Raw genomic sequence first — 26,015 nt, forward strand, 5'->3', positions numbered from 1 at the left:
GTGGGGACATGGAGTTCATGGTAAGTGGGACCGGCAGGTGCGCGCCGGGCGCAGGTGTCAGACATGGTTGGCCAGAGCTTCGTCATCGGTGAGAAGTCCCAGGCCGGGGTAGTACTTCCTGCCGCTCGACTTCATCATGTCGGCGGGTGAGGCCAGAGAGAGTTCCTGCCGCACGCGGGTGGCGAAAGCTCGGGCAGTTGCGGGGCGGATCCCTTCCCCGGCGCTGCACCAACTGCTGTAGGTCGCGTACAGGAGGCCCTGTTCGACGCGGAGGTCGCCCGGACCGCGTTCAGCCGCACGGTCGTGTGCACTGGTGGTGCAGCATTCGGCGAGGAAGCGGCCGATGTGGTCTTCGGTCGTCGCGTAGGCCTCGGTGGCGGTGCGGACGGTGGCAGGGCCGGCCAGGGGGTCACGGGTGGCGAGGTAGAGCTTGGCTCCTTCAATGAGCCACTGCAGGATTCCTGGCCCCTCACTCTGGACGAGTTCCTTGGCGAGGTTGTCGATCTTACGGGCGGCAGGGACGACACGATCGAAGGGAATCAACCGGATCCGCCGCCAGAAGGCGTGGCCGCCCGTGCCGACTTCGGGGCGGTGGTTGCCGAGCAGCCAGAGTTTGTGCGTGGGATTGAAACTGAAGAAGTCCTGTCGCATGCGCCGGGCCATGATGCGGTCGCCGCCGGTCAGGAGCTTGACTCGCGACTCGTCGAACTTGTCGTTCGGCTTGAGTTCCGAGCACACGACGATACGACGGCCGTGGAGTTCGGTCAGTTCGGTGGAGTGCTCGGAGAACTTGCCCTTCTCCATGAGGAAGCCGGGCGGTGCGGCCTGGGCGTAGTCGCCCAGGATCTGGGTCATGACGTCCAGCAGGACGGACTTGCCGTTGGCCCCGGTGCCGTAGAGGAAGGGCAGGACCTGGGCTCCGACATCTCCGGTGACGGAATACCCGAGGAGCAGGTGGAGGAAGTGGATGGTCTCCTCGCCCTTGGCGTCCTCACCGAAGGTGTCGTGGAGGAAGCGGTCCCAGCGCGGCGTCGGCATGGGCTCAGGGCCGACGCTGGTGGCCCGGGAGTGCATGTCGGCTTCGGGGTCGGGTTTGTGGAGATGACCGGTGTGGAGATCGACGACGCCTGCGGGAGTGCACAGGGCGTAGGGGTCGCCGTCCAGGGCGTCGGGGTCCAGAGCCAGCGCCGGGGATGCTTTGGCCTGGGTGAGCATGGCCTTGATCCCGGGGGTCGACATGGACCGCCGACGGTGGGAGGCGAGGTCGCGGTCGGTGAACTGGCGGGCGGGGTCGGTGGCCGGCATCTGCTCGGCCAGATCACCGGCTGCCCAGACTGCTGCCTTCTCACCGCCGGTGCGCTTCCAGCGGTACTGGTCCCAGTGGTACCAGCCCAGACCCTCCACATGCCGGAACTGGTCGCCGAACAGCTTTGCGAACAGTTTTGCGTTGCCGCGGTCCGTGAGCAGTCCAGGAAGCTGGCCCGCCTGCGGAAGCTGCTCCCGGACCGCGGAACTGCTCTGCTGTGCGGGCAGGTTCGGCTGGCCCGCCTGTCCTTCGAGATCGAGCATCTGCTGCGCTGCGGCAGTGGCGTCGAAGCGTGGGCTGTCGGCGCTGCTCATGGGCGTCCTTTGAGGTGAAGCGGCCGGCTCGCACCGGCGGACAGGGCAGAGGCGATGACGGAGCGGCTGTGCCGGCCGCGGTGCGGCCGTGCTGCGTCGGCAGCGGTGGTCAGCAGATCACGTGCTTCCGTTTCGGTGAGATGGCCGGTGGCGATCAGGCCTCCGGCCGTGTACGCGGCACGGTTCAGCTTCTCGGTGAAGGCCGTCCCCTCGGCGGCTGCCGCACATGCTTCCACCTGGGCCAGCAGCGGAGCCAGGAGCTGGCTGGCGCCGTGCCCCGTCGAACGCCGTGGACGGGGACGCTGCGGTGGCAGGAGGACGGTTTCCTGGCCGACCGGATGGCCGGTGCGCCCCAGCTCGGTCGCGAGCCAGTCCGGGAGTTCTGCGGGAAGTCGCGCCGAACCGACCGCTGTGTACGTTCCGGCAGACGTGCGCGTGGCAGGGGTGACGATGTAACCGCCGGTGGACCGGACGTCGACCTGCCAGGCGAGAGCGACCTTCGGGCTGGAGCCCACCGAGGACCGGTAGCGCGGGCCACCAAGAGGAATGCGGTACCACACGTGCAGCCCGCCTGAGGGGGTCCGTACGCGAAGGGTCTCACCGTCGTCTGCCGGGCTCTGCTGGCCTCGGAGCGCAGCCAGCAGAGCAAGGGTGTCGAACCCGGACGCCAGGCCTGCCAGGTTGACGCTGTCGTGGATCGGAATGCCCGGAAGAAGCCTGCTGCGGTCAGGCACCTCGGCACTGTGGGCATCGATGTCGAGCACGACGAGGCCTGCCGGACCGCAGGAGACTCCTACCCCCTGGTTCGGGTGCAGCCCCCACCAGGCTTCCAGGAGGGCCGGATCAGTCGTCGCTGCGTGGAAGCCGTGACACCAGCGTCCCGCGGCATGACAGGGGCACTGCGCGGGACGGTGCGGCTCGTCGCGGCACAGCTGACAGTTCCCTGCAGGCGTCTTGCGTCCAACTGCCAGAGGGTGGACGGGCCAGCCGTTTCCCGCACACCAGCGCGCAACAGCGTAGGGACTCGTGGTGACCGGCTGACGGGAACCACTGGTCTCACTGTGACGCGGCACGCTGATCGTCCTTGCCGAGGGCCAATAACTTGCTCAGCCCCTGGGAGAGAAAGGCCAGGTCAAGGCGCTAGCACTGCCAGTCGAGGGACCGAAGGGACTGAGTTTTCCAATCGGGTCAGAGCCTACAGGAGCCGCTTGAACAGAGGTGCGGCTGTTCCCCGACTTAAGTCCCTTCAGTCCCTCTGCCGCCTGGGGAGTTGGGGGCGCTCGGCCGTGTTCGGCACAGCTGACCGAACTGCGACGTCCGGGCGTGTCGGACCTGTGCTTCCTGATGGGGCGGGGACTGGCCGGTCCGGCGGGTCTGGGTCCCTTTTCGGTCCCCTTTCAGTCCCTCAGGTAAAAGTGCAGCTCAGAGGCTTGGGACCGCCAAGGGAGAGGGTCTGAAGGGACTGAAGGGACCCAACTTCCCTGTTCCGTTCTACATGCGCGTGTGTGTATGCGTACGCGCGAGACATAGGCCTCTAACCCCTGAGCCGTTCATAACAGAGACTTTGAGTCCCTTCAGTCCCTCAAAATCGCGCAATGTGCCGCCTGACCTGGGCTTTTGCTTGAGGGACTGAAAAGGGACCCAAACGCGTCAGATCGTTCAGTCCCTACGTGCCCGGCAGGAGCAGAGAGGGCGCAGGCGTCCCCCGCCACCTTCCGCGGAATGGCAGGAAGACCGGCGGCCACCTGGTCCGCCCGCCCGTGTCCACTGGCCGAAGACTGGACCTGGGCTGTCCCCGTGCCCGGGAGTAGCGACGAAGACGCTGCTGAGAGATCGCCCGCCGCCCTGGCCGGCAGGACGGCACGACACGGCACGACACGGCACGACACGGCACGACACGGATGAGCGCGCGCGACACCACTGCCCTGGCCGGCAACGCCTCTGGAAAAGCGCAATGTTGGACACCGCAGATATAGGAGCGTTCCTCAGTCCGGACGTCTGCGGCTTCCCGCCGCCGGACAGGGACTCCCCCATCCGGGAGGAAGGCTCCATACCAGCGGCTGCCCGAACAGCGAACTGAGCTGCGGGCAGCTCTCGGCAAGTTGGCGGCGAAGCCCGGCTTGCGGGGGGTGCGGACTCTATCCGTTCAACCGCATGACCAGCTCGTCGATCTCAGCTCCCCGCGCGTTGGCGAAGGCGCGGTCCTGGCCGACGACCTCGAAGCCGCATTTCTCCAGGACCCGCACCGAGCCGATGTTGTCCGCCGCGGCCCGGGCGAGCAACGGGCGTTCGGGGACCTCGGCGACCAGACCTCGCAGGGCCGAGGTCGCGATGCCCCGCCCCCAGTAGGAGCGGTCGATGAAGTACGTGACCTCCCGGTCCCCCGGCTCGCCGTACACGGCTGCGTGCCCGACCACATCGCCGTCCGTGAGCACGGTGCGGATGATGACGCCGGGCAAAGCGAGGATGCGCTTCCAATGCCCGGCGAAGGGGGTCCGGTCCGTCGGGTCCTCAGCAGTGAAGGCGGCCATCCGATTCGACTCGGGGTCGATCATGTGCCTGAAGAACACAGGAAGATCGCTGGGGCACACGGGACGCAGGGAGACATCCATGGAAGCCATGGGCCCCGACCCTAACGACCTTGAGGGGAGAACGGGAGCGAGTCGGCCGTGACCTGGCCAGGGCCCATGCATTGGGCGAGATGCCTCATCTCCGCCGACATGGTCGGGCGGAGTACGGTCGCCCAACAGCCCGTCAAAACACGCGTTTTGGTCTTCCGGAACCGGACGCATCTACGATGCGTCCCCTCTTGGCCGGACGTGATGAAAAGTCCGAATGGGCGACACTCGCTTTCCCCTGCCAAGGGGATCTTGCCTGTGAGCCCGCTTCGCGAGCGTCTCCAGCCCTCACCAGAACGGAGACGCACCGGGCTCATGCGCGACCCGGGATCTTCACAGCGATCCCGGCCCCCACGCGGCCGCCTGCCGACAGCTCTGCTCATCCGCGCGACAACGATCACCGCTCGCCGAGTCCTGGGGCGAATCAGGCCGGTGCTCAGCTGTTCACAGTCGTGTGGGCCAAAGCCAGAGGGCGCTGCTGGAGCAGTTGGCCCATGCACGCACCGCCTCGCTGCGGCGCACTCAGCGTGCCGTGGCCGCGCTGGTCGGCGCCCGGGAAGCCGCCACGCAAGGTCAGCGCGAGCTGACGCCCCGCCCCGCCCGCGTAACCTGGCCATACGCCCCGCCCGCGTAACCCGGCCATACCGACCGCCGCGAGTTCGACTAATGACGCCACGGCACCGTCTCCACCATCGCGGCCTTCAGCGTGCGCACCGGGCAGGTCCTGATCGAAGACCTGCCCGCAATGACTCGACCATGCTCACCGGCTTCCTGCGACTGCTCGACCACAGCGCCGACCAGGCCCTGGCGATCCACCTGGTCAGGGACAACGGCGCCTCGCGCGCCTCTGCGGCAACCTGGACCTGGCGGCAACCCACCCCGCTTCGTCGTCCACCACACACCGAAGGCACGCCTCCTGGCTCAGCCAGGTCGAGACCTTCTTCTCGATCCTGACCTGCCGCATGGCCCGACGTGGAGAGAGTTCGGCTCGCGCAAAAACCTCATCGACCAGATCCGAGAGTTCTGTTCTCCCTCGACTAGACGACTCCCCCGCCCCCAGGGCCACAGGCCCTCGCAGGACCAACGCGGCGCTGCGTGGGAGGCGTGACCGCTACGTTTCGCCGCGTTGAGACGGAGGACCGTGGTGTTGTCCTTGAGAGAGTGCGGGTGCGCGGGCCCGTCGGTCGCCACAGCGCCCGGCCGGACGCGGTCGCCGGGGGACAAGGCGTCCGCGTTCCGTGGAAGCCGCGCCCGCCTGCGTAAACGCGTTTCAGTTGGCCTCTGAGCGTTGTATTTGGCCCGGCCGAAGCGCGCGAAGGGCGGCCCGGCCGTTCGCGGGTGGCGCTCGCCGATCTGATCGGCTGCAGCGTATTGGGGTTTTCTCGTTGCTCCACAGCGCGGCCGATGAGTTTTTGGCTCCCGGCCAGTCCAAGCTCGTGACACCGCAGGAAAGGACACCGTCATGTCGGAGCTTCTCGTCGACTTCATCACCTCCCTCGACGGCCACGCATCGGGAGAGGGATGGCCTGGGTTCTGGGGTCTCGAGGGCCCGGAGTACCTCGCATGGCTCGGCAAGCAACCGGAGGTCACCTACCTGATGGGAGCGAACACCTACCGCCTCATGTCGGGCTTCGCTGCAGGCGAGGTCCCGAATGGCCAAGACGAGTTCAGGCCGGAAGAAGAGGCGTCTGTCGACGAGCTCACGCTAGCGTCCAAGATGGTGTTCTCCTCCTCACTCGAGGAGCCACTGACGTGGGCCAACTCCACGCTCGTCCGCGGCGACGCCGTCGAGGCGGTCCGTGCCATCAAGGCGAGTGGCTCGGGTCCCCTCAGCACGATCGGCAGCCTCAGCCTGTGCCGGTCCCTGCTACGTGCCGGACTCGTCGACCGCTTCCGGGTCGTGATGTTCCCGGTGATCACCGGGGCCACGGGCGAAGAGCGCATCTACGACGGCTATCCGGACGTTGCCCTCGAGATGATCGAGCACCGCACCTTCGACGGCCGCATCCAGCTGGTCGAGTACAAGCCCCGCGTACTCGAGCACCCGCCGCTCGGCGTTCCTGCGTGACGCCGCCCGTCCGCCGGTCTGGACGGCCGCCAGGCCGACGCCGGCGGGTGCGGAGCAAGACCTGACGGGCGGCGGCCAGCCCCAGGCCTCCGGCCACTTGGCCCCGCCCCGGCGCAGTCCAGCCCGGTGTACGCCCTCCCAAGCCGCAGTCCGCAAGGATCCACCTTCCGGATGCGGATGTGCCGCTGGACGCTCCCCTGGGCAGAACCTCGCCAGCTGAGCGCTCTACACGGCCGATGAGGGAAGCGCTCCTTACCGTGTGGAGGTTTGATTCCAGGCCTTCGTACGATCGGGAGACCCGGGGGCCTGGGGCTGGCTTCAGAGCGCTCATGCCGTTGGTGTGGCTTTTGACTGATTGGCCGCCCAGTGCCCCGCGACGACACGGACACTCATGGGGATGAGCGAACAGAGATCGCTTCGTGGGGACGTGTCGTCGCGGTCTGCAGGGACCAGTCAACCGATCGACACGGGAGGCTCGGGTGCCCGAGCTCTGGGCGGGGACGGATGCCGGCAAGGCCGCGCATCACTGCACGGTGATCGACACGGACGGGACGAAGGTGCTCTCACGCCGGGTCCCCAACAACGAGCCCGAGCTCCTGGAGCTGATGGGCGACGTTCTGGCACTGGCTGACGACAGCCCGGTGATCTGGGCCGTTGACCTCAACGCTGGCGGGAGCGCTCTGCTGATAGCCCTCCTGGCCAGCGGCTGCTCTACATCCCTGGCCCGAACCGTCCACCACGCCTCCCGTGGCTACCGCGGCGACGGCAAGACCGACGCGAAGTACGCCCACGCATCAGCGGCGACATGCGCCGACGACAGCGCTACCACCGCCGACTCCTACGCGTCTTCTCCCTCTCCGCTCAGATCGCCGCCCGTTTCTGCCCCACATCGCGATCTTCTTTGACCGCAGAAGAAACGAAGGGAGCCCCAAGCAGGCGATCCTCGCCCTCGCTCGCCGCCGCCTCGACCTCCTGCGGGGCCCTCATACGCGATGCGATCAGCGGACCTTCAAGGCCCAGCCCCTCAGCATGAGCTAGCCACCGGATCCCCGACGACCTGAGAGGGCATGCGCTGCCGCCACGGCGCATCTCAGGTCCTGATCAGGGGCTCGTAGGGGTAGCCCTCCGCCGTGAGGATGAGGACGAAGTTCGCTCCGACTCCGAGGGCCACCTCGCGCAGGCGGTCCAGGACGACTGCCTCAGGGGGAAGGTCAACGCCAAGCGCTACAGCGGCACGGTCTCGTCGGGCCACGAGGTCTGGTATGTCCTTCAGGTACTCGTCAGCCAGTTCGCGACTCTCCTCGGCCGTGAACGCTTGGCAGCCTCGCCACCACGGGGCGACCAGCAGCAGCCGCAGGAGTTCGGACAGACCGATCGCAACCAGAGCCGAACCTCCTTCGGAGTCGGCATACAAGACAGGCCGTTCCTCGCCGCCTTCGCCGCAGAAAAAATACGTGCCCCCGGCGCCGTCGCCCGCGAAACCCTCCAGCGCGGCGCCCGAGGCGAGGTGGACTTCCTCGACATGGTCGCCTCGGTCCAGGTCGAAATCACCCGGACCAGCGAGGAAACTGGCAGCTTCGTACTGCTCGTGAACGGTAGCGAGCAACGATTTCATGGGCCGCACCTTACGGCTCACCGGGTTGACAAGAACCATTGGGAATCAGTGGGTGTGACTGAGCGGGTCGGTGGCCTTTGAGCACGCTTGTTGGCCACTGTGCACAATGGTTGACCCTGTAGACGAGCAGCTGACTTGTCCGCCGCCCGGCTGCCAGGGGGCCTTCGAACCGGTCATGATCAGATGTCCGAAGGTTCGACGGTGCGGTGAGGGTGTGCTGTGGAGGATTGGCGGAGCGATCCGACGTTCGCGATGTGTGCGGACGTCGCGGACGGGGCGGACCTGGCCTTGTTCGCGGGTGGCCCTTTCGATGTCCGTGCTGTGGTGGCCGGAATTCTGCCCGGGCTCCGAGGCGACTTGCCCCTCGACTCAGTTCCGTGGGGCAACTTTCCCCACGGCCTCGATGCCCGAGACGCTCTTGCCGCCCTACGCGGCGACGGCGAACCGGGCATGGATGTGACCGGTGTGCTGTGGGGACTGTGCACCAACGACAGTCGGGCAGCCGCCGCCCTCGCCGTGCCGTTTCTGATCCCCCTCGCCACCGACGCCCACCACCCCCACCGTGCCGCCGCCCTCGGCGCCCTTCCTGGCCCAGCCCGCGCCCGGCACTTCGGCGTCGCCTCCCGCGAGGAACTCCTCCTTCACCGCACGGACCCCGCACGTCACGCGCCCGACGGAGTTGACGACTACGGCTACGAGGTGACCGCCTACCCGGCCGGCTGGTCGGTCGCCGCCGCCCGAACCGCGATCACCGCGAACACGCCCGCACTCCTGCTCCTTCTTGACGACCTCGACCCGGCCGTCCGTGTCGACGCTGCTTACGCCCTGGCGGTGGTCGCAGACCACGACCACGTCGTCCGGACCGCCCTGATCGGTAGGTGCAAGGCGGAGCATGACCCCATAGCCCGTGCCGCCTTCGCCCTGGCCAACGCCGAGATCACCAGGGCGCACCCGCACACGCCGATCGTCGCGTGGCTGCGCGAGCGCTGGCAGGACCATGCGGAGGCCCCCGAAGTCCGCCTCGCTGCGGCGATGGGATGGCTCTGTCTGACCGACAGCCCAGCCCCGGACGAACTCCGCCGGACCGTCGACGCCCTCGCCGACGCCGAACGCGCGCACGCCATGGAGGCCCTGCCCTGGATGGGAGCCGCCTCCGGAACCAACGAACCCGGACTCCTGCGCTGCAAGCGCAGCATGCTCCACCCAGACGAACCCGATCCGGAAACGATCTTCTGGGACTCCCTGTTCTGAGAATCGGGCTACGACTTGCGCAAGGGAGTTGTCCAGCGGGGCCAACTACGGTGCACGGTCACAGGGGCATACCGTGCTGGTGGCGTAGGAGGCATCGTCCGAAAGCAGCCAGGCGACCGCTCCGGCGATTTCCTGGGCTTGCCGGCGAGGCCCAGCGGTGGCAAGCCCTCCGGGACCCGAGAGGCGCGGAGCTCGTAACCGGACAGCGCGTGATACGAGGTCAAAGAAACCGATCGCTCCACGGGATGCGGTGGGCGCTGCGGCGCAACTCCATCCCGGCGCAGGAGAAGTCAGCGGCTCCCGGCTCATGCCTGCCATCCTCGAGGGCCTTGCACAGAGCCCGCTACACCGGCGCCAGCTGCATCGGTCTGACGAGTCCCGCACCGAGTACTGCGGTGCTCCGTCCCCGGATCGCGATTGCTGACTCGCACGCACATGATGCTCATCAGTGAGTGTTCAGCGCGGGGTGAACGGCCCCCGACAGGTCAACTCCGGCGAGGACCAGATGAGCTGCATCCACCCTGCGCAGCGAACCCAGGCGCACCTGTACATGGGTGCGCCGCTGAAGGATGGCTTTTCTGGCAGGTGGTCGAAGTCCACCTCGCGGAGCACTGACACGATTCGGTCGTCGACGAGCAGGGCGTTCACCGGCGTCCAGACGGGCGCGCTGCGAACGCGAGGGCCGCCGGATCCCCGTTACGGCGCACCAGCAAGTGGTCGGATCGTGAAGAGCTGCGAGGAGGGTGCCGAGAAGGGGTGAGCCGTCCTGGCCATCGCTGGCCACGGTTTGTTTGGTGGGGATGCGGCTGGCCTTGACTCGTGTCGTCGCTGTCGGGCGATCATTGCTCGTGACTCGCGAATTGTCGACGCTGCCCGCAGTTCCCGTTGGTCTGCTCTCGGGCTCCCCTCAGCCCGTTCTGCTCGCTACTCAAGGCCTGTTGCTGCGACCTTGGGAACCGGCTGACGCCCCCGTGTTCCTCTCCGCCTACCAGGACGATGAGATCTGCCGTTGGCACACGCGCCGCCCTCAGACGGAGACGCGTGTCCTGGAGTGGTTCGATACCTACCACCAGGACTGGGGAGGCGAAAAGGCCGGCCACTGGGCTGTCGCCCTCAAGGGCGGTGAGGTCCTCGGCCGGATCGCCCTGCGCGGCTTCGACTTCGACGACGGAACCGCCGGAGCCAGTTACTGGGTTCTTCCGACTGCCCGCGGCCGCGGTGTTGCGACCTCGGCGATGGCAGCACTCTCGACCTGGGCGCTGGATGAGATCGGCTTCCACCGCCTGTACCTGGAGCATTCGACGCGCAACCATGCCTCCTGCCGAGTTGCCACCAAGTCTGGCTACGCGCTCGAAGGAACCCAGCGCAGTGCGGCCGTGCATGACGACGGTCGGCACGACATGCATCTGCACGCCCGAACCCGAGGTGACTGAGCCGTCGGCGCACGTAGCCAGACGATGAGCACGGCGTAGGAAGACCTGGCAGTGCTTGTCGTATCGCGTCATGACAGCCCAGGAGTGCTTGAGCCTGCCGACGGTCCACTCAACGGTGTCGCGCTTCTTGTACCGCCCCTCGCCGAAGCCTGGCGGATGTCCGCCTCGCGATCCTCTTCGCATCGGGCGGCCCAGCTACCGCTCTCCTCCCGAAGGACGCGGATTTCCAGCGCTGCACTCGTGCTTCATTACGCCGTAATGAAGCACGAGTGCAGCGCTGGTGCTTCATTACGGCGTAATGATGGCGCTTGACGCGAGGCCGGGGCCCTGGGCGCTGGCGGCGATGGCCGTTCTCCCCGAAGTCAGCCTCCGTCTTGTCCACTCCACTCCAGTCAGGTCAGGGTGCTGCGGCATTCGCGCCTTCACTCGGACCGTTGCCTGCTTGCCAGGTCCCGGTACGGGCGAATCGCCCGACGTCGATCTCGTACGGCGCGGGGTCGAGTCTCCGGGTACGGAAGCCGGCGCCGGCCGCCGGTCCGGATTCGATCCCGTCAGCCGCGCGAAGCCTCTGCAGGACCGCAATGAACGACGCGTCTGCTACCCGGACCATCAGATCCATCACCTCCCGCATGAAGCCGCGCTCGATGCGTTGGCGGCCGATGCCAGGTATCCGCGAGGTCACTTCCTTGTGCAGCCATCACACCCGCTTGCCCACGCGGGGAAGAAGGCGGAGTTCTCCGTGTCCACCACAGTGGCCTCTTGAAGTTGATCAACGCCCAGCTCGGCACTGAGGGCAGGAGTCAAGCTCACGCCAACCGCGTAGCAGTGAGGCCGAAGGTTGGTCGCGCCGCTCCCCCGCCAGGAAATGCGGCCCTGCGCACTCAGGGTCAGCAGGCGTCTGGTCAATCGTCCCGACCGAGCTCAGGACGGCCTCACCAGGAGTGCAGCCAGGTCGGCGGTCCTCCGCCCGTCGGTCTCCCGGCCTTTATTACGGCGTAATGCCGCAGTTGACGTCTGGGTGGCGTACCCGCTGCCACTCCCCCGCTCCCCATCCGTGGAAGGTCCCGCTCGGTGGGTGGAACCATGCGGCGGGACGCGCGAGCTACCCAGCTGATCGGCCTAGGTGCTTCAGCTCGCAGTCTCTTTGAGAGTGGAGGTGTTGTCGCGCTGGGAGGGACGTCATTGCGGCTGCAGGTGCTGTCCCTCGGCACGCTGATGGCCCCGCGACTCCCGATGAGGAGTGACGGGGCCATAGCTTGAACTCGCTGTCAGGGCGCCTGTTCTGTTGAGGTGCGCATCCTCAGAGATTCTTTGATCTTGTAGTCCACCAGCAGCTCGGTCAGCTTGCGTCGTGCAGCCACGTCGAGCTCGGCGATGATCAGTTCCGACAAGGCTTCGGGGTCATGTGAGGGAAGCTGATCTTGACGGGGGGATCCGGCTGTGGGGGAGTGGCCGTCCCGCTGGGCGGTCTCGTCAGCGTCGGGCGAACTTATTACGGCGTAATGCTCGGGGGAGGCACCGGGGGTGGCGCGTGCTGTGCCCTCGGGCTTCTTGTTCTCTCCCCTGGCCTGGCCGCTGCTGGAACGTTGCTTGGCCAGCTGCTTGACGTCAGCTGCCTGCTGAGCTCCTTGCTCCTTGAGGCGCTTGAGGTGCTGCTCCTGCTCCTCAGGCTTCTTCTTGCCGACGCGTCGGAGCAGGGCGGCGGACTCTTCGCCGCTCTGCAGCTTCTGTTTCAGGTCCGGTGTGAGGCCCAGAAGGGCGAGTCGTTGGGATACCCAGCCCTGCGAGCGGTGAAGCCGTGCGGCAAGGGCGTCCTGTGTCCCGTGCACTTTGAGGAGCTGGCTGAGGGCCTTGGCCTCGTCGAGGGGGTCGAGATCCTGGCGGTGGATGTTGGCGACGAGGGCGGATTCCAGTATTCCGTCCGGGTCAGCGCCGAGCTCGTCGTCGAGCATGACCTTGATCTCTGTGAGGCCGGCCTCGCGGGATGCGGCCAGACGGGAGTTGCCGTCGATGGCCACGTACTTGGTATGGGGTTCCAGGTCCTCCTCGCGCCCGGGATTGCCCTCCAGATACGCGAACCGGCTCATGATGCTGATCGCGGTCTTCTGGCCGTGATCGCGCAGACTCGCTCCGAGTTCAGTCAACTCACCGAGCTGGGTACGCGGGTTGTCAGGGTTCAGGCTGATGACCTCGACCGGGAGCTTCAGGGGTGGCGGGGCCCCTTCGGTCGGGGCCGCAGTGACGGCGTTGATCGCCGAACGGCGTGCGCTGATGGTCTGTGTCTGGCCGAACGACGTGCCAGTTCCGAGCTTGGATGCTTTGCTCACGAGATCTCCCGGGCCAGTGCCCGCATTCCGACGGACTGATCGCAGCGTGGTGCGTAGGCCAGCAGAGGCTGTTTCACCCGTACCGCTTCCTTCTGTTCCTTCAGGTCCCCGATGACCCCGACAACTCGCGGATCCTTTATGTCCATCCACGACTCGAGGGACGAGGTGGCGATGTAGCCGCGCCGGGCGTCGTAGTGGTTCACCACGATGCCCAGGTAGTCGAGTTCGAGGTGCATGTCGGTACGCAGGTCCTCGATCTGAGATGTGAGGAGCCCATAGGCATCTGCGGAACTGTCTTCCGCCTGCACAACGACCAGCACGCCCGAGCTTCCCGGTGCTTCTCCTGGGCGGCGACGCCCGTAGTAGGCCGCGGCGTCCATGCTCAGGCCCAGGCTTGGGGGACAGTCGATGAGGATGGCGTCGTAGTCGTCTTCGATCGCGGCCAGGGCACGCTCCAGTGCTGCTTCGCGGGCCCGGACGCCGGAGAGCTTGACGTCCAGGAGGAAGGCGTCGGTACAGGCCGGCAGGAGGTGGAGCCGGCTCCCGAAACGGGGATCCTCTATCGGCACGATCAGTTCGCGGAGGTTGCCCTTCGCTTCGCCTGCCATGTGCTTGGTGAGACTGTCGCCTTCGAGGGGCAGCGGCTCCTGGCCGAGCTGCTTGGTGAGGTGGCACTGAGGGTCGAAGTCCACGAGGAGGACCCTGAGTCCGAGCCCGGGCAGGTCTTCGTAGAGGAGTGGCGAGTCGTCGTCCGCATCGAGTGCCGCGGCGAAGTGCTTGGAGATGCGCACCGGGTGCAGTTGGTTGGAGTCCTCCGCGAGAGCCTCACCGGTGCCGGCCGTGATGGCGGTCTTCCCGACGCCGCCCTTTTGGTTGCAGACGATGAGGCGGCGCGGGTGCTCCGGGCGAACAACGGTGGGCGCTGGGTTGGTCTCGAGCCACATCTGAACGGACTGGGCAAGGCCTTGGATGAGGGAGACCCCGCGGGCGGCACAGTCGGATCGGAAGGCGTCCCACTGGCCTGGTGGCAGGAAGGTGGCGAAGGACTTCGCTCCGCCGGTATCGATGGGGGAGAGGTTGGAGCCGAGTCCACGCCACGCGTCGATGCCGGCCTCGACCGCGTGCTGGATGTCGATGCCATGCTGGGCGGCACGGATCTTGAGGTCTAGTTGCAGTGCGGCGGGGATCTTGGAGACGACTTTCTCGCGGTCGCCGCCTGGGGAGGGCGAAGTCATGGCGGCTACCTTACTAACGCGCAAGATCATATGCAGCATCGACATGCTAGTTAAGCAAAGTATTACGGCGTAATGAGTGCCTCTGCAGGCCACCGGACCGCCCATGCGGCAGCCAACGCCCATGAGCGCACAAGGACAACCCCTCCACGGTCGGCGCCGTCCCCGGACTGAGGGCACCTCTACGAGATGCCCTCCTCCGAGCAGCCGGGCGGCCGGTACCGGGGAACCGCGACCGCGGCCTGGACCGTCACCTGGACTGCCCCCGCTCTGGGCGACGGCGGTCGGTTCACCGAGACCCGGCAGACCGAGTTCACCGCCGACGTCCGCGAGGTCCAGGTCCTCAACTGACCGTCAGGCCGCTGCCCTGCCGTGGGAAGTTTCATGGTGAGTTCGGCCGAGCCGTGGTGAGTTTTCGCGGTGAGTGGGCCCCGCCGCGGCGAGTAGAGCCGAGACCGTGGTGAGTTTCCCGGTCGGAAACTCACCACCGCCGCGGGTACGGCCACTCACCAGCTCCCCTCCATGAAGGTCAGTTACCAGATGCCTTCGAGGGGCTCTTTCAGGTAGTGGGTGAGGGTGTTCTGCAGGCTGGTTTTGTCGGGGCCGGTGAGCGGTCCGAGGACGCAGACCGGGACCCATTCATCGGCCCAGGTGCGTACGGGGCGCTTACAGGCTTCCGGCGGGTCGTGGGCGAGGGGCCAGCCGGCCGGGCGGTAGATCCGCTCGGCTTCGATGGTGGCCCCGGACCGGAGCTGGACGTGCAGCGCGAGAGGCGCACGCTCGTGGATTGTTTTCGTGCGGTGGACGGAGACCTTCTTGATCGCGTCCCAGGGGATGTGCTGTCTACCGGAGGAGTCGCTGGTGCCAAGGCCTGTGCGGTCGACACACAGAACCCGCGCCTGCACGGCACGCCTCACGTTGTTCTGCGGCAGCAGGTCGTCGGCGAGGGCGATCCCGAACGCCATGAACACGCCGCCCACTGCGTAGAGGACAACGGGACTGCCTTCTTCCGGGTTGCTGATGGCGTAGAGGAGGAAAGCGGAGCCGAGGAGGGCCGACAGCCAGCCGCCGACCACCAGCTTGCTCTCGCTGAACGTCTTGGGGTCTTCGTCCCCGGTCCAGGACAGGAAGAACAACGGCATCTTCTGATCCTTGCCGCCCGGTGTGCCGGCCCCGGAAGCCTGCGGCCTGGTCTTGTGCCGACCCGCCTTGCCTTTCCTCCCGCCGCGAGTGGTGTGACCAGGCGGCTTGGACGTTGCCTGCTGTGTGCCGGTGGCCTGCGTTGACGCCCCGGAAACCGCCATATCCTCTCCCGAGTCCGTACCCCGGGTGGTGCTTCCCTCGATGAGGTGTTTGTTCTGGCGGCGCAGGACTTTGACCTCGCGCTGGATGAGGACGACTTGTTCCTGCAGCGCGGTGAGCTCGGCCTGGAGCTGGCGGGTGTAGGTCTGGGCGTGCTCGAGGTTCTTGCCCTGGCCGGTGACCCGCTCCCGGAGCGCGAGGCGTTCCTGCTCCGAGCTGTGGGCCTCGTCGAGGGCCTGGCGGAGTGCGGCAGCGAGCTCGTCCGCATGCTTCTTCAGGGCGGCCAGTTCCGCTTTCCCCGCGTGCTTCTCCTTTCGTACCCGCGCCAGCTCGTCCTTGAGGTGGGCCAGCTGCACGGCCGGGGAACCGCTGGCCTCCTGCGCGAGCCCGCACAGCTCGTCCAGCCGGGCCCGCACGCCCGCTTCGAGCGGACGGCCGCGGTCTGTGAGAAAGGAGTCCAGGGCCGCGAGGAAACTCAGCGGGGCGATGCGTTCACCACTGAGGTAGCGCGACAAGGCGGCGGGGGAGACATGCACCGAGTGGGCGATCTCCTTCTGCGTGCCACCACGCCCGGTGAAGCCGTGCACCGCGGCACGTAACGCGGCCGCGTACGCAGCCGCCTCCGGACCGATCCCTTTCGCTGTGCTCATGTGCGCCTGTCCCCCTGTCGACCACGCCTGCGTCCGCATGCGCGCGGGACGCGGGCTCCTGATTGTCACGTACACCCGCAGTGCTGTGCAGGGCTTCGGCCACCGCGGGCCACGGCCTGCAACAGCCCGGTTGGGAAGCAGCGCGCCCTGGGCGGCATGGTCCTGCGTCCCGGCGATGCCGCGAGCCGCGTCGAGGCCGCAGAAGGGCGCCGCGCGCGCCCCCTTTGCCCCCCTGGGAGGCCTCAGAGCTGTACACCCTCCGGACCCGGCCGGACCGGCCGCAGCGTCCAGCGACGGGCCGCCTGTGTCATGCCGGCGGACCCGGGTTTCTGTCGCCCCGGTGGGTGCGCCGCAGAAGCCGGTGCTCGCGCAGGTTGGTCCACCAGGTGAGGCGGTCGGGGGAGTCCTGGGGGAAGAGCGTCTGGACGGATGTCGCGGCCAGGGCCAGGACGAGGCAGATCACGACTCCCCACCAGGGGGCGCCGGCCATCACGGTGGCGAGGCCGCTGACCGCGGTGACGGATGCGGGTACCAGGTTTGGGGAGAGGGCCATCGTCCGACCTCTTTCACTCGGGTTCGCGGTCGCCGTGTGGGTCCGCTGACGAGAGCTTCGGGCGACGGTGTGGGGTGCGGGAGTGGGAACGGCCCGTTCCCGGCAATTGGTAACGCCCGGCCGGGCCCAGTCGTGTGCGGCTGTCCTCGACGAGTCGGCCCCGGCATGTTGAGGAATACTCGACAATCAGTCAACTGCGTTGCCTGCGCGCGGTTTTCACGGGGGAAGAGGGGTCGGGATGGGTGGATCCGAAGAAGGGGCGGCGGGTGCCGCGTACGCGGCGGCGTTGCGTGAAGTGGTGGACGGCTTCCTTGCCGCCGGCGGCACGCAGAAGGACATAGCCGCAGCGCTGTACGTCTCGCAGGCCGCCCTCTCGCGTTACCTGAGCGGGGACCGGGTCGCCTCGTACGACATCCTCCGGCGCCTGCGGGCCTTCCTCGACGATCGGGGACTGCTCTGGGACCAGGAGATGGACGAGCTGCTGGACGCCCTGTGTGGGCAGGCCCACGCCACCAGCGGATCCCCCGCGGTCCAGCTCGTCCAGATCAGGGAGGAGCTGGCCCGCCTGCGGGACGAGCAGCAGCAGGCGAAGCAGGTCGCCGACACACGCCTGGCCGACCTCGAGACCAAGGCCCGCGACCTCGCCGCGCAACTGGCCCAGGCACTCGATCACGCCCGGACCACCGAAGGCGCACGAGCACTCCTGCAGGAACAGGTCCGGGAGCAGGACGAGAGCCTGCGCCACGCCCAGGACTACATCCATCAGATCGAGGCCGACCTCTCCGAGCAGCGCGAGCAGGCCCGGCTGCTGCAGCAGCAAGTCGGTGTCCTGCGCGCGCAGAACCAGCGCCTCGTCGAGGAGCAGACGCAACCTGTTTCCGGGGTGTCAACGCAGGACACCGGCCTGGAGGTCGCAGTTGCCATGTCCAAGAACGCGCCTGCGGAAATCTCTCCCGACCCGACCGCGGTTCCACTCTGGGCGTCACTGGAACGGACCGGCCCCGTCTACCCACCGCCTCGAAACCCCTCCGTCCGTCCGGCCCAGGGCAAGGGCGTTTCGAGGCACTATGCGGACACAATGGGTCCTGACCGCATCTTCGCCGTCGGCGTTCCCCTGGTGACGTATGCGGCCTTCGTCCTGCTGACGGCGTTCATCACCGGCCTGGAAGCCGATCCGGGCCCCAGCATCTGGAAGATGCTGCTCGCGGGCGGGACCGCCCTGCTCTGGCCGACGACGAGCGTGGGAGCCCTTCGGCTGGGACTGCCCAGAGGCGACGCTCGTGCGAAGGGACTCGTTGTCGGCACATTCTGGGGACAGCTCATGACGCTGTCCATCTGGTTTGCCTTCCCCTCCACTATCAACCCCGTGCTGAGCGTCATGGGCTTGGACGCGAGCGGGCAGTGGCTAGCCGACGTGGCCGGACTGTTGTAGCCAGGCAGGCATCGCCCTACCTGCGACAAGGTTCGAGCCGACAGCCGGCTTCACTGCCCACGTCCGGAGGCTCGGAGATCGAGGTCGGCAGGTCCCCTGGTAGCGGCGTCCACAACAGCTGTGACGCTATGTGTGACGACAGCTGTGACGGTATGTGCGACAGGATCCGGGACGCTATGTATGACAGCCGCCGCGCCTCGCGCCTCGCGCAACCGCAGGCCAAGCCCAGTGTCCGTTGCCATAGAACCTGGACCGTCTGTCAGCGAAGCTGGACGACCGGGCATGATCGAGGTATGGACATGGCGGATGGGCTGGCACAAGCTGCAGGGGACGGAGACGCGGCTGCGGTGGCACAGTGGCTGGACGCCGGTGCCGAGGTGGACGCCTTGGGCATGACTCGGCGTACCGCACTGGATCTCGCGGTGCATGCGGGGCACACCGAGACTGTTCGTGTGCTCCTCGCTGCGGGAGCGGATCCGCAGCAGCGAGCAGGTGAGTACGGCGAGTTAACGCCGCTTTGTCTGGCGGCGATGTACGGGCACACGGCAGTAGTGGAGATCCTTCTCGGCGCCGGTGCCCCCACCGGCGCCCAGGGCAGGATGAACTATGTGCCGCTGGTACTGGCAGCGACGGCCACAGAGTATGGGCACCCGCAGACCGTGGATCTGCTCCTGCGTCATGGAGTGGACATCAACGGGCTGATGAAGGATAAGACGCCCCTTGAGTGGGCGGCCGCCTTCGGGAAGGTGCAAATGGTGCACCAACTGCTCGCACGAGGTGCGACACCTACAGCGAAGGCGGTGAGCGAGGCCCATGCAGGCGCCAAGCGGTCCCCAGAAGCCGCGCAGAAGTACGCGCTCATCGTCGACGCCCTACACGCTGCGGGTATCGAGGACTGAACTTCCGGCGGTTCAGCTTGGCTGACAGACGGTCCAAGTTCGATGTCAACGGACACCCCGGTTTTCGTGTGGTGGGTGCTCGGACTTCCCCTCTTCTACCTGGCCTGTCCCGCTGTGTGGGGTGGGTGGGTGTGGGCTGGTGGCGGGCGTGGTCTCGGGGAACCGGGCGGCGCTGCGCTGGCCCGTTCCCCTGGCCCGTCGCGCTGCTCCGGGTCGGCGACGAGACCGACGACCAGGCGGCGGGGCGGTGGTGGTGGTTGTCCTACTCCGGCTGAGGGGCCGACCGCCGGCGCCCTCGGGACGCCCGCGGCCACCGTGGGAGAGCTCCTTGCGGGGGAAGCGCGTCGAACCTGTGTCCCAATCTGGTGCCGATACCCATGCTGCTGAGGTGACGCGGGTGCCCGCACGGGATGATCACCTGGTTCTGCACATTTGCTTGGCTTCTGAGTGCACTTCGGGGGACCTCTTGTACCGCTTCACCCGCCGCACTGGCAGTGCTCTGACTGCCGTCGCGCTGATTACCGGCATGGCATCCGCTTGTTCTGACTCGCCTCCGGCGCCCAAGGCTATGCAGCCGGAGAAGGCGGCGAGCTCCACCGCGGCTCCCACAGCTCAGTCGCTCTCTCAGTCCGGTAGGGAGCAGCTGAACAAGGAGGCCCGCGACTTGCTCAACCTGACGGATCGCCCGGCGTCGGACGAGGAGGGCTTGGTCTCGTCCGGCTCCCTCGCGATCCCCGGGCAGAATCTGGACGAGACCATCAAGTCCGGCACAGCCCTGCGGGTGGAGGTGGCGTGCGCAGGGGAGGGCACGGTCACCTTCACGGTCGTCTCAGGCCCCGCCAAGACAGCTAGGCGCGTCAACTGCACGCAGCCGATGACGAACAGGTTCGACTTCACCACCGCCGGGCCGAGCCTCGCGATCCAAGCGGACTCACCCGACGAAGACAGCGTAGGCACCGCCTACATCGTGAGCCACAACTCCTGAACCGATCCGGCTGACAGCCCTGATCACCCTGGCCCGTACGTCCCGCAGCGGCGCCGGCCAGGTCGCACAGGTGCTTGAGACCCTGGGCTGCGACAGGCAGCGCTCACTGGAGGGAGCACTCGCCTACTCCGGCTGCGCGGCCGGCCGCTGCGCTCCGTGCTAGGGCGTGTTTCAGAATGGGACCGGCTCTGAGCCGTTACTCACGCAGAGCTCGTGTAATGAGCCGTTCCATCACTCGCTCGGGCAGTGCCGGGTTTGTCGCGGCGTCTTGGGCGAGGGAGCCGTCGGGGGCATCGGTGAGGCTTTCGAGGACGGGGAGGTCCAGAGCGGGGTGGGCGGCAACGCGGCGCCGAGTGTCTGAATCCTCGGAGGCCAAGCAGAGCAGCAGTGTCTCAGACCGTGCCGCCGGGTGACCGGCGATCTCTCGCAGCACGCGCCTGCTGCCGGCTGAGTGCGCTGCCATCCAATGCAGCTGGGCGGAGGGACAGCTGGGGTGGCGGGCGACCGCGGCGAAGACTGATGGCCCGTGCCGCTCGATAATTTCGACGAGCCGTTCGGGAGCGAGTTCCGGGCGGGCGGCGATCCGCTGGGCCACTGCGATGTCCGGGTCGGTGGCGAGCTGTTCGGCGAGGACGCGCGGGAGCCGGGTCCGGTCGGCGACGAGCGCCCTGGCCTGTGCCACTCGACTCGAGGCCAGTGTTCGGAGTTCGAGCTCGGTGGCGGACTCGACGCGGGGTACCGGTTCGCCAGGCATCCGTTCGTTGGCAACGAGGGCGATGAGCAGGTCGAGCGGGACGGACGGGTTCTCCACGATGGCTCGACGGACCTCGCGAGCATGGTCGGCGGCGAGGGTGCGCAGTAGGGCTTCGGGGACAGCAGAATTCGCGGCGATCACAGCACGGACGTCGTCGCAGGGGTGGGTGGCGAGCCGGTTCAGGAAGTCGACCGGCAAATCGGTGCGGGCAGCAAACGTCGTTACCGTGTTCTCGGGGGCGTCCAGGAACGCAGCGAGCCCCGCCGGCGGCACGGCCGGGTGACCGGCAGCTGCCAGACGGACACGTCGGACACCGGGTGTGTGGTCTGCGCACGCCACCTCGCGGCTGTGGCAGGCGCCGCAGCGCGTCGGGGGTGGCCACCCGCCGTCGGCGAGGAGGGCGGCGAGCAGCAAGGGCGACGCGTTCTCGTTCTCGGCGACGGCCTGCCGCACGACAGTGTTGGGGTGGCGGGCGAGTTGGGGGAGCAGATCGGGCGGGAGGCTCGGGTTCGCGGCGGCGCTGGCCACGACCGGCAGGTCCAGGTCGCGGATCAGGGAGGTGATGACGTCGGCGGGTGCGTCGTCGGCATAGGCGACCTCTCGCCGTGCCTCGGGGTTTGGATCAGTGGCGACTGCCCGCCAAACGGCAGCCGGTGCAACCCCGCCGAGGACCGCGTCGAGCAGCCGTCCGGGCTGCTCCTTGGGAATCTCGGGCCACGGCACCAGCCCGACCCGGACCATAAACCCGGTGAGCGACGGGTTGCCCACGGCAACAAGGTCCCTGACCTGAGGGAGCGTCAACTGATCGCGATGGGCGAGCGTGAAGAGGACATCCTCGTTGCCGTTCGCCACCAGTCGGGCGAACAGTCTCGCGGGCAGAGCCGGATTCTCGGCCAGCCCCAGCAGCACGTCATGCAATCGGTCCCTCTTCCCAACTACTAGGTCTGCCAGTCGGCGGCCGGTGGCAAGCTGATGTAACCGGAACGCCCGCCCGACCGTCCATCGCATTTCGCCGACGACGACCGCGTCGCGATCTCGGTCGATGCCGGCCACGAGAGTGTGGAGGCGGGGAAGGTCTTGGGCCCGCCCCGGACCGCTCACCTCCGTCAGGTCACATCCATTCGTTAATCGCGGCTACGAGGACGGTTGACTCGAAACGGACCGCGAGTTTGTCGAACCGGGTGGCCACTGCCCGGTTCCGCTTGAGCCGGTTGATGCCGCATTCGACCGTGTGCCGCCCCTTGTAGTCCTCGCTGTCGGCGTACGACCTAAGCTCCCCAGTCGCGTACGGATGAACGTCCCCAGCTATGTCACGGGCAGGAGCACGGCTGAGGATCCTGGTTGAGATCGTCAGGCTGGCCAGAGACACTCGCACGATGAGTCACAGCGCATTGGCCGGATCGGTCGAACGAGGTTGGGACGGGCCCTGGTACCGGGTCCGGACGGACGCTTTCGAGGCGTCGTTCCTGCCCAGTCCCGACGAGGATCTGGAGGCGGTGTGCAACGTCGATGCCGAGGTCCGGCTGATGGACGGATCTCGGTGGAGCGCGACCGTCTTCACCGTCGCCGAGGTCGAGCGTTTGATGGAGGTCGGGACACGCAGCGGCGAGGACCTGGGCGGTCGCTACTTCTGGTGCTCGGATGGCTTGATCGTTCGGGAGCCCGGGATCGAGAGCATGGCCCATGTGATCGCTGGCCTGCTCGCCTCCGGCGCCTTCTCCCAGGTCCTGCAACGACTCGACGACGACTGACCAGGTCCCGGCCGGTTTCACGACGTGGTCCGTCAGGCCACGTCTGTGTCCCGCTCGATGGCCTTGAGCCGGTTCTTGAGCCGGTAGCTGGGGCCGTTGATGGAGATCACGTCGCAGTGATGCAGAAGGCGGTCGAGGATGGCGGTGGCCAGGACTTCATCGCCGAACACCTGCCCCCATTCGCTGAATGTTTTGTTCGAGGTCAGGATGATTGAGCCCTTTTCGTAGCGCTTTGAGATGACCTGGAAGACCAGGTTCGCTTCTCCGCGTTCGAGGATCTCGTAGCCCACCTCGTCGACGACGAGAACGCCCGGCCGTAGGTAGGTGCCGAGCTTGTTGGCCAGGCGGCCGGCGGCTTCGGCGGCTTTGAGGTTACGGACCATATCGTCGAGGCTGGTGAAGTAGACCGAGTAGCCGGCCCGGCAGGCCGCGACAGCGAGAGCGACGGCGATATGCGTCTTGCCCACCCCCGGCGGTCCCAGGAGAGCCGCGTTGGCCTTGGCCTCGACGAACGAGAGGGTGGCGAGGTCCTTGACCTTGCGCGGGTCGAGGTCAGGCTGGAAGGCGAAGTCGTACTCGTCGATTGTCTTGTGGTGTGGCAGTCGGGAGAGTCGCAGGCCCTGGCGGAAGCGGCGGTCGTCGCGGACTGCCAGTTCCTCGGAGAGGACCAGGTCGAGGAAGTCGAGGTAGCCCATCTTGGCCTCGTCGGCCCGGCGGGTGAACTCGTTGATGGTTTCCGCGAGGTGAGGCAGGCCGAGCTTGCCGGCCGTGGTGCGGATGCGGTTGCCGGTGAGCTCGCTCAAGACGATTCCTTCGTCGCTCGATGGGTGGTGAACGGACGGGTGCCGGTCAGCTCGTCATAGACCGACAAAGGTCGGCGCCCGACCTCGATCCGGGTAGCCGCCGCCCGGTTCAGCAGGGCCTGCAGCGGACCTGCCTCCTCGCCCCGCGGCTGTTCGCGGCGAGGCTGGACCGGGATGTCGCCGGTGGTCGTCCGGCGGTTCTTGCCGGTGGGCAGGCCGTCCCAGTGCCTCTCGTCGACGACGCGGGCACCGCGTCCGATGGCCCGGGGATGGACCGCCAGCAGGGTGTTGCCGTGGGCGTCAGTGAGGGTGGAATGCAGCATGACCTGGGACTTTGTTGCCCGGATTTCGACCAGCTGTCGCGGGCGGACTCTGCGGGCTGGCACCGAGTAGAGGTTGCCGTCGAAGGCGACCAGGCAGTCCTTGCCGACGTGCCGCAGTTGCCGTTCGGCCACCAGATATGGAGTCGGGGGAAGCGGCTTGAGGGCCGTGTGGTCTCTCGCTGCCCGTTCCGCGATGACTTCCCGGTGGGTCTTGTGGATCTGGGCCCGCCGCAGAGGCACCCAGGCGGTGAACGCGGCGTCCATCTCCTCGACGGAGGAGAACGACCGGCCGGACAGGACGTGGTCGCGGACGATTAGCACCTGCCGTTCGACCCGGCCCTTGCCCTGCGGCCGGTAGGCGGCCAGGACGTCGATGTCGAAGTCGTAGTGGCCGGCGAAGCCGACCGCTTCCGGATGCAGCGGGACCGCCTCACCAGGGGCGACGTGGCGGCGGACGACGGTCTTGGTCCGGTCGTAGACGATCGTCATCGGTGCCCCGCCGAAGTGCGCGAAGGCCCGGCGGTGGCAGTCGAAGAAGGTCTGCAGATCCTGGCTGGTGGTGAAGCAACAGAACGGATCCCGGGAGTACGAGAGCGTCATGTGGAAGGAGTAGACCTTCGCGATCCCCATGTGAGCGAGGATCTTGCCCTCATCTCCCCAGTCCACCTGGGCCTGGGCTCCTGGGATCACCTCGAACCGGCGGTGCATCCCCGCCAGTTCCTTGGGCGTGATCCCGAGTTCCTCGGCGATCCTCGGCCGGGCCGTCTGGACGTAGAGCTTGACCCGCTGATAGTTCCCGGTGAAGCCGTACTCCTGGGCCAGCCGCTCGTGAATGACTGCGGCTTTCATCAGGACCTCGGCCCGGAGCATCGAGTCGATCAGGGGCCCGAACTCGTCGATCACCCTCGCCCGCGACCGCCCGCTTGGCGACCGCCGCGGAGGCGTCGCGGGCCCCGGGGACGAGAGGTACTTGCGGACCGTCTTGCGGTCCAGCCCGGTCTCTCTCGCGATCTCCGACAGACTCATCGCTCCGGACTCCAACAAGCCACGAAAGCGCCGAAGCTCCAGCCAACGCTGCGGATCCAAGACCACTGCCAGCCCCCTCCGCCGCCCGTATCGACCAAGCAGCAGAGTGCCGAGCAGCAGGTCTCACCGCATCAGCAACTGTCCCTTTTCATCCGTACGAGGCTGGGGACGTTCATGTGTACGCCGACACTCGCGGTCGAAGGCTGGAGGCCGCCCGCCGCCGCTCCCACGATTCAGGGTGTGCGGAGGCTGTTGGTGCGTAACGGCTGGTCCTGCCAGGTTCCGGCCCGTCGTGCCATGGAGCGGGACGATGATGCGGTCGCGGGGTGGGTCAAGGAGGTGTGGCCCCGCGCGGAAGGTTAGCGGCGGCCCGTGGGGCCTGGCTGGTCTTCGAGGACGAAGCTGGCTTCTCCATGACGCCGCCGCACGCCAAGACCTGGTCACCACGCGGCCGCACTCCGGTGGTCCGGGTCCGCGGCCGTTCCCGCCGCCGACTTTCCATTGCCGCCCTGACCTGCTACAAACCCGGCCACCGGTCGAGGCTGATCTACCGGCCCGTGGAGGGACGACGGCAACCGTGACGGGCGCAAGAGCTTCTCCTGGCGCGACTACCGGGACCTGCTGATTGCCGCCCACCAGCAACTCGACGGCCCCATCGTCCTCATCTGGGACAACCTCAACGTCCACAAAGCCGCAGGTCTGAGGGAGTTCGCCGAATCCCGCGACTGGCTGACCATCCACTACCTGCCGCCCTACGCACCCGACCTCAACCCCGTCGAAGGCATCTGGTCACTCCTACGCCGCGGCTGGCTCTCGAACGTCGCCTTCCGCACCCCGGAACACCTCGCCCAGACCGTCCGGTGCGGCCTGCGGCACATCCAGTACCGCAGCCACCTCATAGACGGCTGTCTCACCGAGACCGGCCTGACCATCCGACCCGCCTGACCAGCAGCACGACATCCCGAGTTCAACCTCAGTAACGGCCGAACCGGAGCCTCGGGGCGAAGCTCCATCTCTACGCTGGCCTTCAGCCCGCCGGTACCCGCTCCGCCGACCTCGACCGGCTCGGCCACACCAGCCAGGGAAGTGCGGGATGACCACCAGCCCAGGCACCGTGATGCGCATCTACTTCCACCTTCATGACACCGGCCTCTGGGAGCAGGTCCTCGCCGTCCTCGAAGGCATCAGCCCGCGGGTTCAGGCACACCCTGCGAACTTCTCCGCCGACGTCGACCTCACCGGCGCACTGCGGTACTGGGACCGCGACCGGGCAATAGTCAAGACTTGTGGATCGGCAGTTGCTCAGCTTCGATTTGATCGGAGCCTGGTGAGTCCTCCGGGCGCCGAGAGTTCGTCATTGAGGAGCTTGGCGG

At 67.3% G+C, this 26,015-nt stretch carries 22 protein-coding genes and 2 pseudogenes; 12 read left to right on the forward strand and 12 right to left on the reverse strand.

Annotated elements, in window-relative coordinates; translation table 11 throughout:
* Positions 1-57: 57 nt before the first annotated feature.
* The 3 genes from ACIRJR_RS34730 to ACIRJR_RS34740 all read right to left on the reverse strand — a co-directional run bounded on the left by ACIRJR_RS34730 (position 58) and on the right by ACIRJR_RS34740 (position 4,232).
* Complete coding sequence (locus tag ACIRJR_RS34730) at positions 58-1,620, reverse strand: phage/plasmid primase, P4 family (protein ID WP_403788347.1); 1,563 nt, start codon at positions 1,618-1,620, stop codon at positions 58-60.
* On the reverse strand, positions 1,617-2,693 hold the full coding sequence (locus tag ACIRJR_RS34735) for a bifunctional DNA primase/polymerase (RefSeq protein ID WP_403788349.1): 1,077 nt from the start codon (positions 2,691-2,693) through the stop codon (positions 1,617-1,619). Before ACIRJR_RS34735 ends, ACIRJR_RS34730 begins: the two co-directional genes overlap by 4 nt.
* Before the next feature lie 1,065 nt (positions 2,694-3,758).
* A complete protein-coding gene (locus ACIRJR_RS34740) occupies positions 3,759-4,232 on the reverse strand; it encodes a GNAT family N-acetyltransferase (RefSeq protein WP_403788393.1) in 474 nt (157 codons plus the stop codon).
* Between the two features lie 1,468 nt (positions 4,233-5,700).
* Here ACIRJR_RS34740 and ACIRJR_RS34745 point away from each other — a divergent pair.
* Together ACIRJR_RS34745 and ACIRJR_RS34750 are read left to right on the forward strand one after the other, a co-directional pair.
* The gene (locus tag ACIRJR_RS34745) at positions 5,701-6,306 is read left to right on the forward strand and encodes a dihydrofolate reductase family protein (protein ID WP_403788351.1); all 606 of its coding nucleotides are present in this window, start codon (positions 5,701-5,703) and stop codon (positions 6,304-6,306) included.
* A gap of 479 nt (positions 6,307-6,785) precedes the next feature.
* On the forward strand, positions 6,786-7,211 hold the full coding sequence (locus ACIRJR_RS34750) for a transposase (RefSeq protein WP_403788353.1): 426 nt from the start codon (positions 6,786-6,788) through the stop codon (positions 7,209-7,211).
* A 185-nt stretch (positions 7,212-7,396) separates the two neighbouring features.
* On the opposite strand, the gene ACIRJR_RS34755 is transcribed toward ACIRJR_RS34750, so the two are convergent.
* Positions 7,397-7,921, reverse strand: a complete 525-nt coding sequence (locus tag ACIRJR_RS34755) for a hypothetical protein (protein ID WP_403788355.1) — start codon at positions 7,919-7,921, stop codon at positions 7,397-7,399.
* Between the two features lie 450 nt (positions 7,922-8,371).
* On the opposite strand from ACIRJR_RS34755, the gene ACIRJR_RS34760 reads away from it, so the two are divergent.
* Complete coding sequence (locus ACIRJR_RS34760; protein ID WP_403788357.1) at positions 8,372-9,172, forward strand: hypothetical protein; 801 nt, start codon at positions 8,372-8,374, stop codon at positions 9,170-9,172.
* Between the two features lie 848 nt (positions 9,173-10,020).
* Complete coding sequence (locus tag ACIRJR_RS34765) at positions 10,021-10,605, forward strand: GNAT family N-acetyltransferase (RefSeq protein WP_403788395.1); 585 nt, start codon at positions 10,021-10,023, stop codon at positions 10,603-10,605.
* 397 nt (positions 10,606-11,002) lie between these two features.
* Here the strand turns inward: ACIRJR_RS34765 and ACIRJR_RS34770 are convergent, their stop codons facing one another.
* The 3 genes from ACIRJR_RS34770 to ACIRJR_RS34780 all read right to left on the reverse strand — a co-directional run bounded on the left by ACIRJR_RS34770 (position 11,003) and on the right by ACIRJR_RS34780 (position 14,167).
* Complete coding sequence (locus ACIRJR_RS34770) at positions 11,003-11,287, reverse strand: hypothetical protein (protein ID WP_403788359.1); 285 nt, start codon at positions 11,285-11,287, stop codon at positions 11,003-11,005.
* A 586-nt stretch (positions 11,288-11,873) separates the two neighbouring features.
* Positions 11,874-12,932, reverse strand: a complete 1,059-nt coding sequence (locus ACIRJR_RS34775) for a ParB/RepB/Spo0J family partition protein (RefSeq protein ID WP_403788361.1) — start codon at positions 12,930-12,932, stop codon at positions 11,874-11,876.
* A complete protein-coding gene (locus tag ACIRJR_RS34780) occupies positions 12,929-14,167 on the reverse strand; it encodes a ParA family protein (protein WP_403788363.1) in 1,239 nt (412 codons plus the stop codon). Before ACIRJR_RS34780 ends, ACIRJR_RS34775 begins: the two co-directional genes overlap by 4 nt.
* Before the next feature lie 186 nt (positions 14,168-14,353).
* Between ACIRJR_RS34780 and ACIRJR_RS34785 the strand changes: the two genes are divergently transcribed.
* On the forward strand, positions 14,354-14,515 hold the full coding sequence (locus tag ACIRJR_RS34785; protein ID WP_403788365.1) for a hypothetical protein: 162 nt from the start codon (positions 14,354-14,356) through the stop codon (positions 14,513-14,515).
* 182 nt (positions 14,516-14,697) lie between these two features.
* Here the strand turns inward: ACIRJR_RS34785 and ACIRJR_RS34790 are convergent, their stop codons facing one another.
* Both ACIRJR_RS34790 and ACIRJR_RS34795 read right to left on the reverse strand, forming a co-directional pair.
* Positions 14,698-16,116, reverse strand: a complete 1,419-nt coding sequence (locus ACIRJR_RS34790) for a helix-turn-helix domain-containing protein (protein WP_403788367.1) — start codon at positions 16,114-16,116, stop codon at positions 14,698-14,700.
* A gap of 307 nt (positions 16,117-16,423) precedes the next feature.
* The gene (locus tag ACIRJR_RS34795) at positions 16,424-16,669 is read right to left on the reverse strand and encodes a hypothetical protein (RefSeq protein WP_403788369.1); all 246 of its coding nucleotides are present in this window, start codon (positions 16,667-16,669) and stop codon (positions 16,424-16,426) included.
* Between the two features lie 238 nt (positions 16,670-16,907).
* Between ACIRJR_RS34795 and ACIRJR_RS34800 the strand changes: the two genes are divergently transcribed.
* From ACIRJR_RS34800 to ACIRJR_RS34810, 3 genes are all read left to right on the forward strand, one after another.
* Complete coding sequence (locus ACIRJR_RS34800; RefSeq protein ID WP_403788371.1) at positions 16,908-18,101, forward strand: helix-turn-helix domain-containing protein; 1,194 nt, start codon at positions 16,908-16,910, stop codon at positions 18,099-18,101.
* 293 nt (positions 18,102-18,394) lie between these two features.
* A complete protein-coding gene (locus ACIRJR_RS34805; RefSeq protein WP_403788373.1) occupies positions 18,395-19,000 on the forward strand; it encodes an ankyrin repeat domain-containing protein in 606 nt (201 codons plus the stop codon).
* Between the two features lie 664 nt (positions 19,001-19,664).
* Positions 19,665-19,985, forward strand: coding sequence for a hypothetical protein (locus tag ACIRJR_RS34810; protein WP_403788375.1), 321 nt, complete (start codon positions 19,665-19,667; stop codon positions 19,983-19,985).
* 196 nt (positions 19,986-20,181) lie between these two features.
* Here ACIRJR_RS34810 and ACIRJR_RS34815 read toward each other — a convergent pair whose 3' ends face one another.
* Positions 20,182-21,792, reverse strand: a complete 1,611-nt coding sequence (locus ACIRJR_RS34815; RefSeq protein ID WP_403788377.1) for a hypothetical protein — start codon at positions 21,790-21,792, stop codon at positions 20,182-20,184.
* 323 nt (positions 21,793-22,115) lie between these two features.
* Here ACIRJR_RS34815 and ACIRJR_RS34820 point away from each other — a divergent pair, with 323 nt between their 5' ends.
* Positions 22,116-22,490: a hypothetical protein gene (locus ACIRJR_RS34820; RefSeq protein WP_403788379.1), complete on the forward strand. Its 375-nt coding sequence runs from the start codon at positions 22,116-22,118 to the stop codon at positions 22,488-22,490.
* A 32-nt stretch (positions 22,491-22,522) separates the two neighbouring features.
* Here the strand turns inward: ACIRJR_RS34820 and istB are convergent, their stop codons facing one another.
* Together istB and istA are read right to left on the reverse strand one after the other, a co-directional pair.
* The gene (gene istB, locus ACIRJR_RS34825; RefSeq protein WP_403788381.1) at positions 22,523-23,293 is read right to left on the reverse strand and encodes an IS21-like element helper ATPase IstB; all 771 of its coding nucleotides are present in this window, start codon (positions 23,291-23,293) and stop codon (positions 22,523-22,525) included.
* A complete protein-coding gene (istA, locus tag ACIRJR_RS34830; RefSeq protein ID WP_403788383.1) occupies positions 23,290-24,708 on the reverse strand; it encodes an IS21 family transposase in 1,419 nt (472 codons plus the stop codon). Before istA ends, istB begins: the two co-directional genes overlap by 4 nt.
* Before the next feature lie 108 nt (positions 24,709-24,816).
* Here istA and ACIRJR_RS34835 point away from each other — a divergent pair, with 108 nt between their 5' ends.
* The 3 genes and pseudogenes from ACIRJR_RS34835 to ACIRJR_RS34845 all read left to right on the forward strand — a co-directional run.
* Positions 24,817-25,005 (forward strand): winged helix-turn-helix domain-containing protein, encoded by a 189-nt coding sequence (locus ACIRJR_RS34835; protein ID WP_403788385.1) that lies wholly within the window; start codon positions 24,817-24,819, stop codon positions 25,003-25,005.
* 50 nt (positions 25,006-25,055) lie between these two features.
* Positions 25,056-25,587, forward strand: a pseudogene (locus tag ACIRJR_RS34840) (transposase).
* 148 nt (positions 25,588-25,735) lie between these two features.
* A pseudogene (locus ACIRJR_RS34845) lies at positions 25,736-26,015 on the forward strand (hypothetical protein); the annotation flags it as partial.

Origin of the sequence: Streptomyces sp. NPDC102402 (genome assembly GCF_044765765.1) — a bacterium.
Taxonomy (GTDB): domain Bacteria; phylum Actinomycetota; class Actinomycetes; order Streptomycetales; family Streptomycetaceae; genus Streptomyces.

Excerpts from the sequence above, each read along its gene's own strand:
- ACIRJR_RS34730 (WP_403788347.1), bottom strand. The coding sequence starts at position 1,620 with ATGAGCAGCGCCGACAGCCCACGCTTCGACGCCACTGCCGCAGCGCAG.
- ACIRJR_RS34740 (WP_403788393.1), bottom strand. The coding sequence starts at position 4,232 with ATGGATGTCTCCCTGCGTCCCGTGTGCCCCAGCGATCTTCCTGTGTTC.
- ACIRJR_RS34745 (WP_403788351.1), top strand. The coding sequence starts at position 5,701 with ATGTCGGAGCTTCTCGTCGACTTCATCACCTCCCTCGACGGCCACGCA.
- ACIRJR_RS34755 (WP_403788355.1), bottom strand. The coding sequence starts at position 7,921 with ATGAAATCGTTGCTCGCTACCGTTCACGAGCAGTACGAAGCTGCCAGT.
- ACIRJR_RS34760 (WP_403788357.1), top strand. The coding sequence starts at position 8,372 with ATGGATGTGACCGGTGTGCTGTGGGGACTGTGCACCAACGACAGTCGG.
- ACIRJR_RS34780 (WP_403788363.1), bottom strand. The coding sequence starts at position 14,167 with ATGACTTCGCCCTCCCCAGGCGGCGACCGCGAGAAAGTCGTCTCCAAG.
- ACIRJR_RS34785 (WP_403788365.1), top strand. The coding sequence starts at position 14,354 with ATGCCCTCCTCCGAGCAGCCGGGCGGCCGGTACCGGGGAACCGCGACC.
- ACIRJR_RS34790 (WP_403788367.1), bottom strand. The coding sequence starts at position 16,116 with ATGAGCACAGCGAAAGGGATCGGTCCGGAGGCGGCTGCGTACGCGGCC.
- ACIRJR_RS34795 (WP_403788369.1), bottom strand. The coding sequence starts at position 16,669 with ATGGCCCTCTCCCCAAACCTGGTACCCGCATCCGTCACCGCGGTCAGC.
- ACIRJR_RS34800 (WP_403788371.1), top strand. The coding sequence starts at position 16,908 with ATGGGTGGATCCGAAGAAGGGGCGGCGGGTGCCGCGTACGCGGCGGCG.
- ACIRJR_RS34805 (WP_403788373.1), top strand. The coding sequence starts at position 18,395 with ATGGACATGGCGGATGGGCTGGCACAAGCTGCAGGGGACGGAGACGCG.
- ACIRJR_RS34820 (WP_403788379.1), top strand. The coding sequence starts at position 22,116 with ATGAGTCACAGCGCATTGGCCGGATCGGTCGAACGAGGTTGGGACGGG.
- ACIRJR_RS34835 (WP_403788385.1), top strand. The coding sequence starts at position 24,817 with ATGTGTACGCCGACACTCGCGGTCGAAGGCTGGAGGCCGCCCGCCGCC.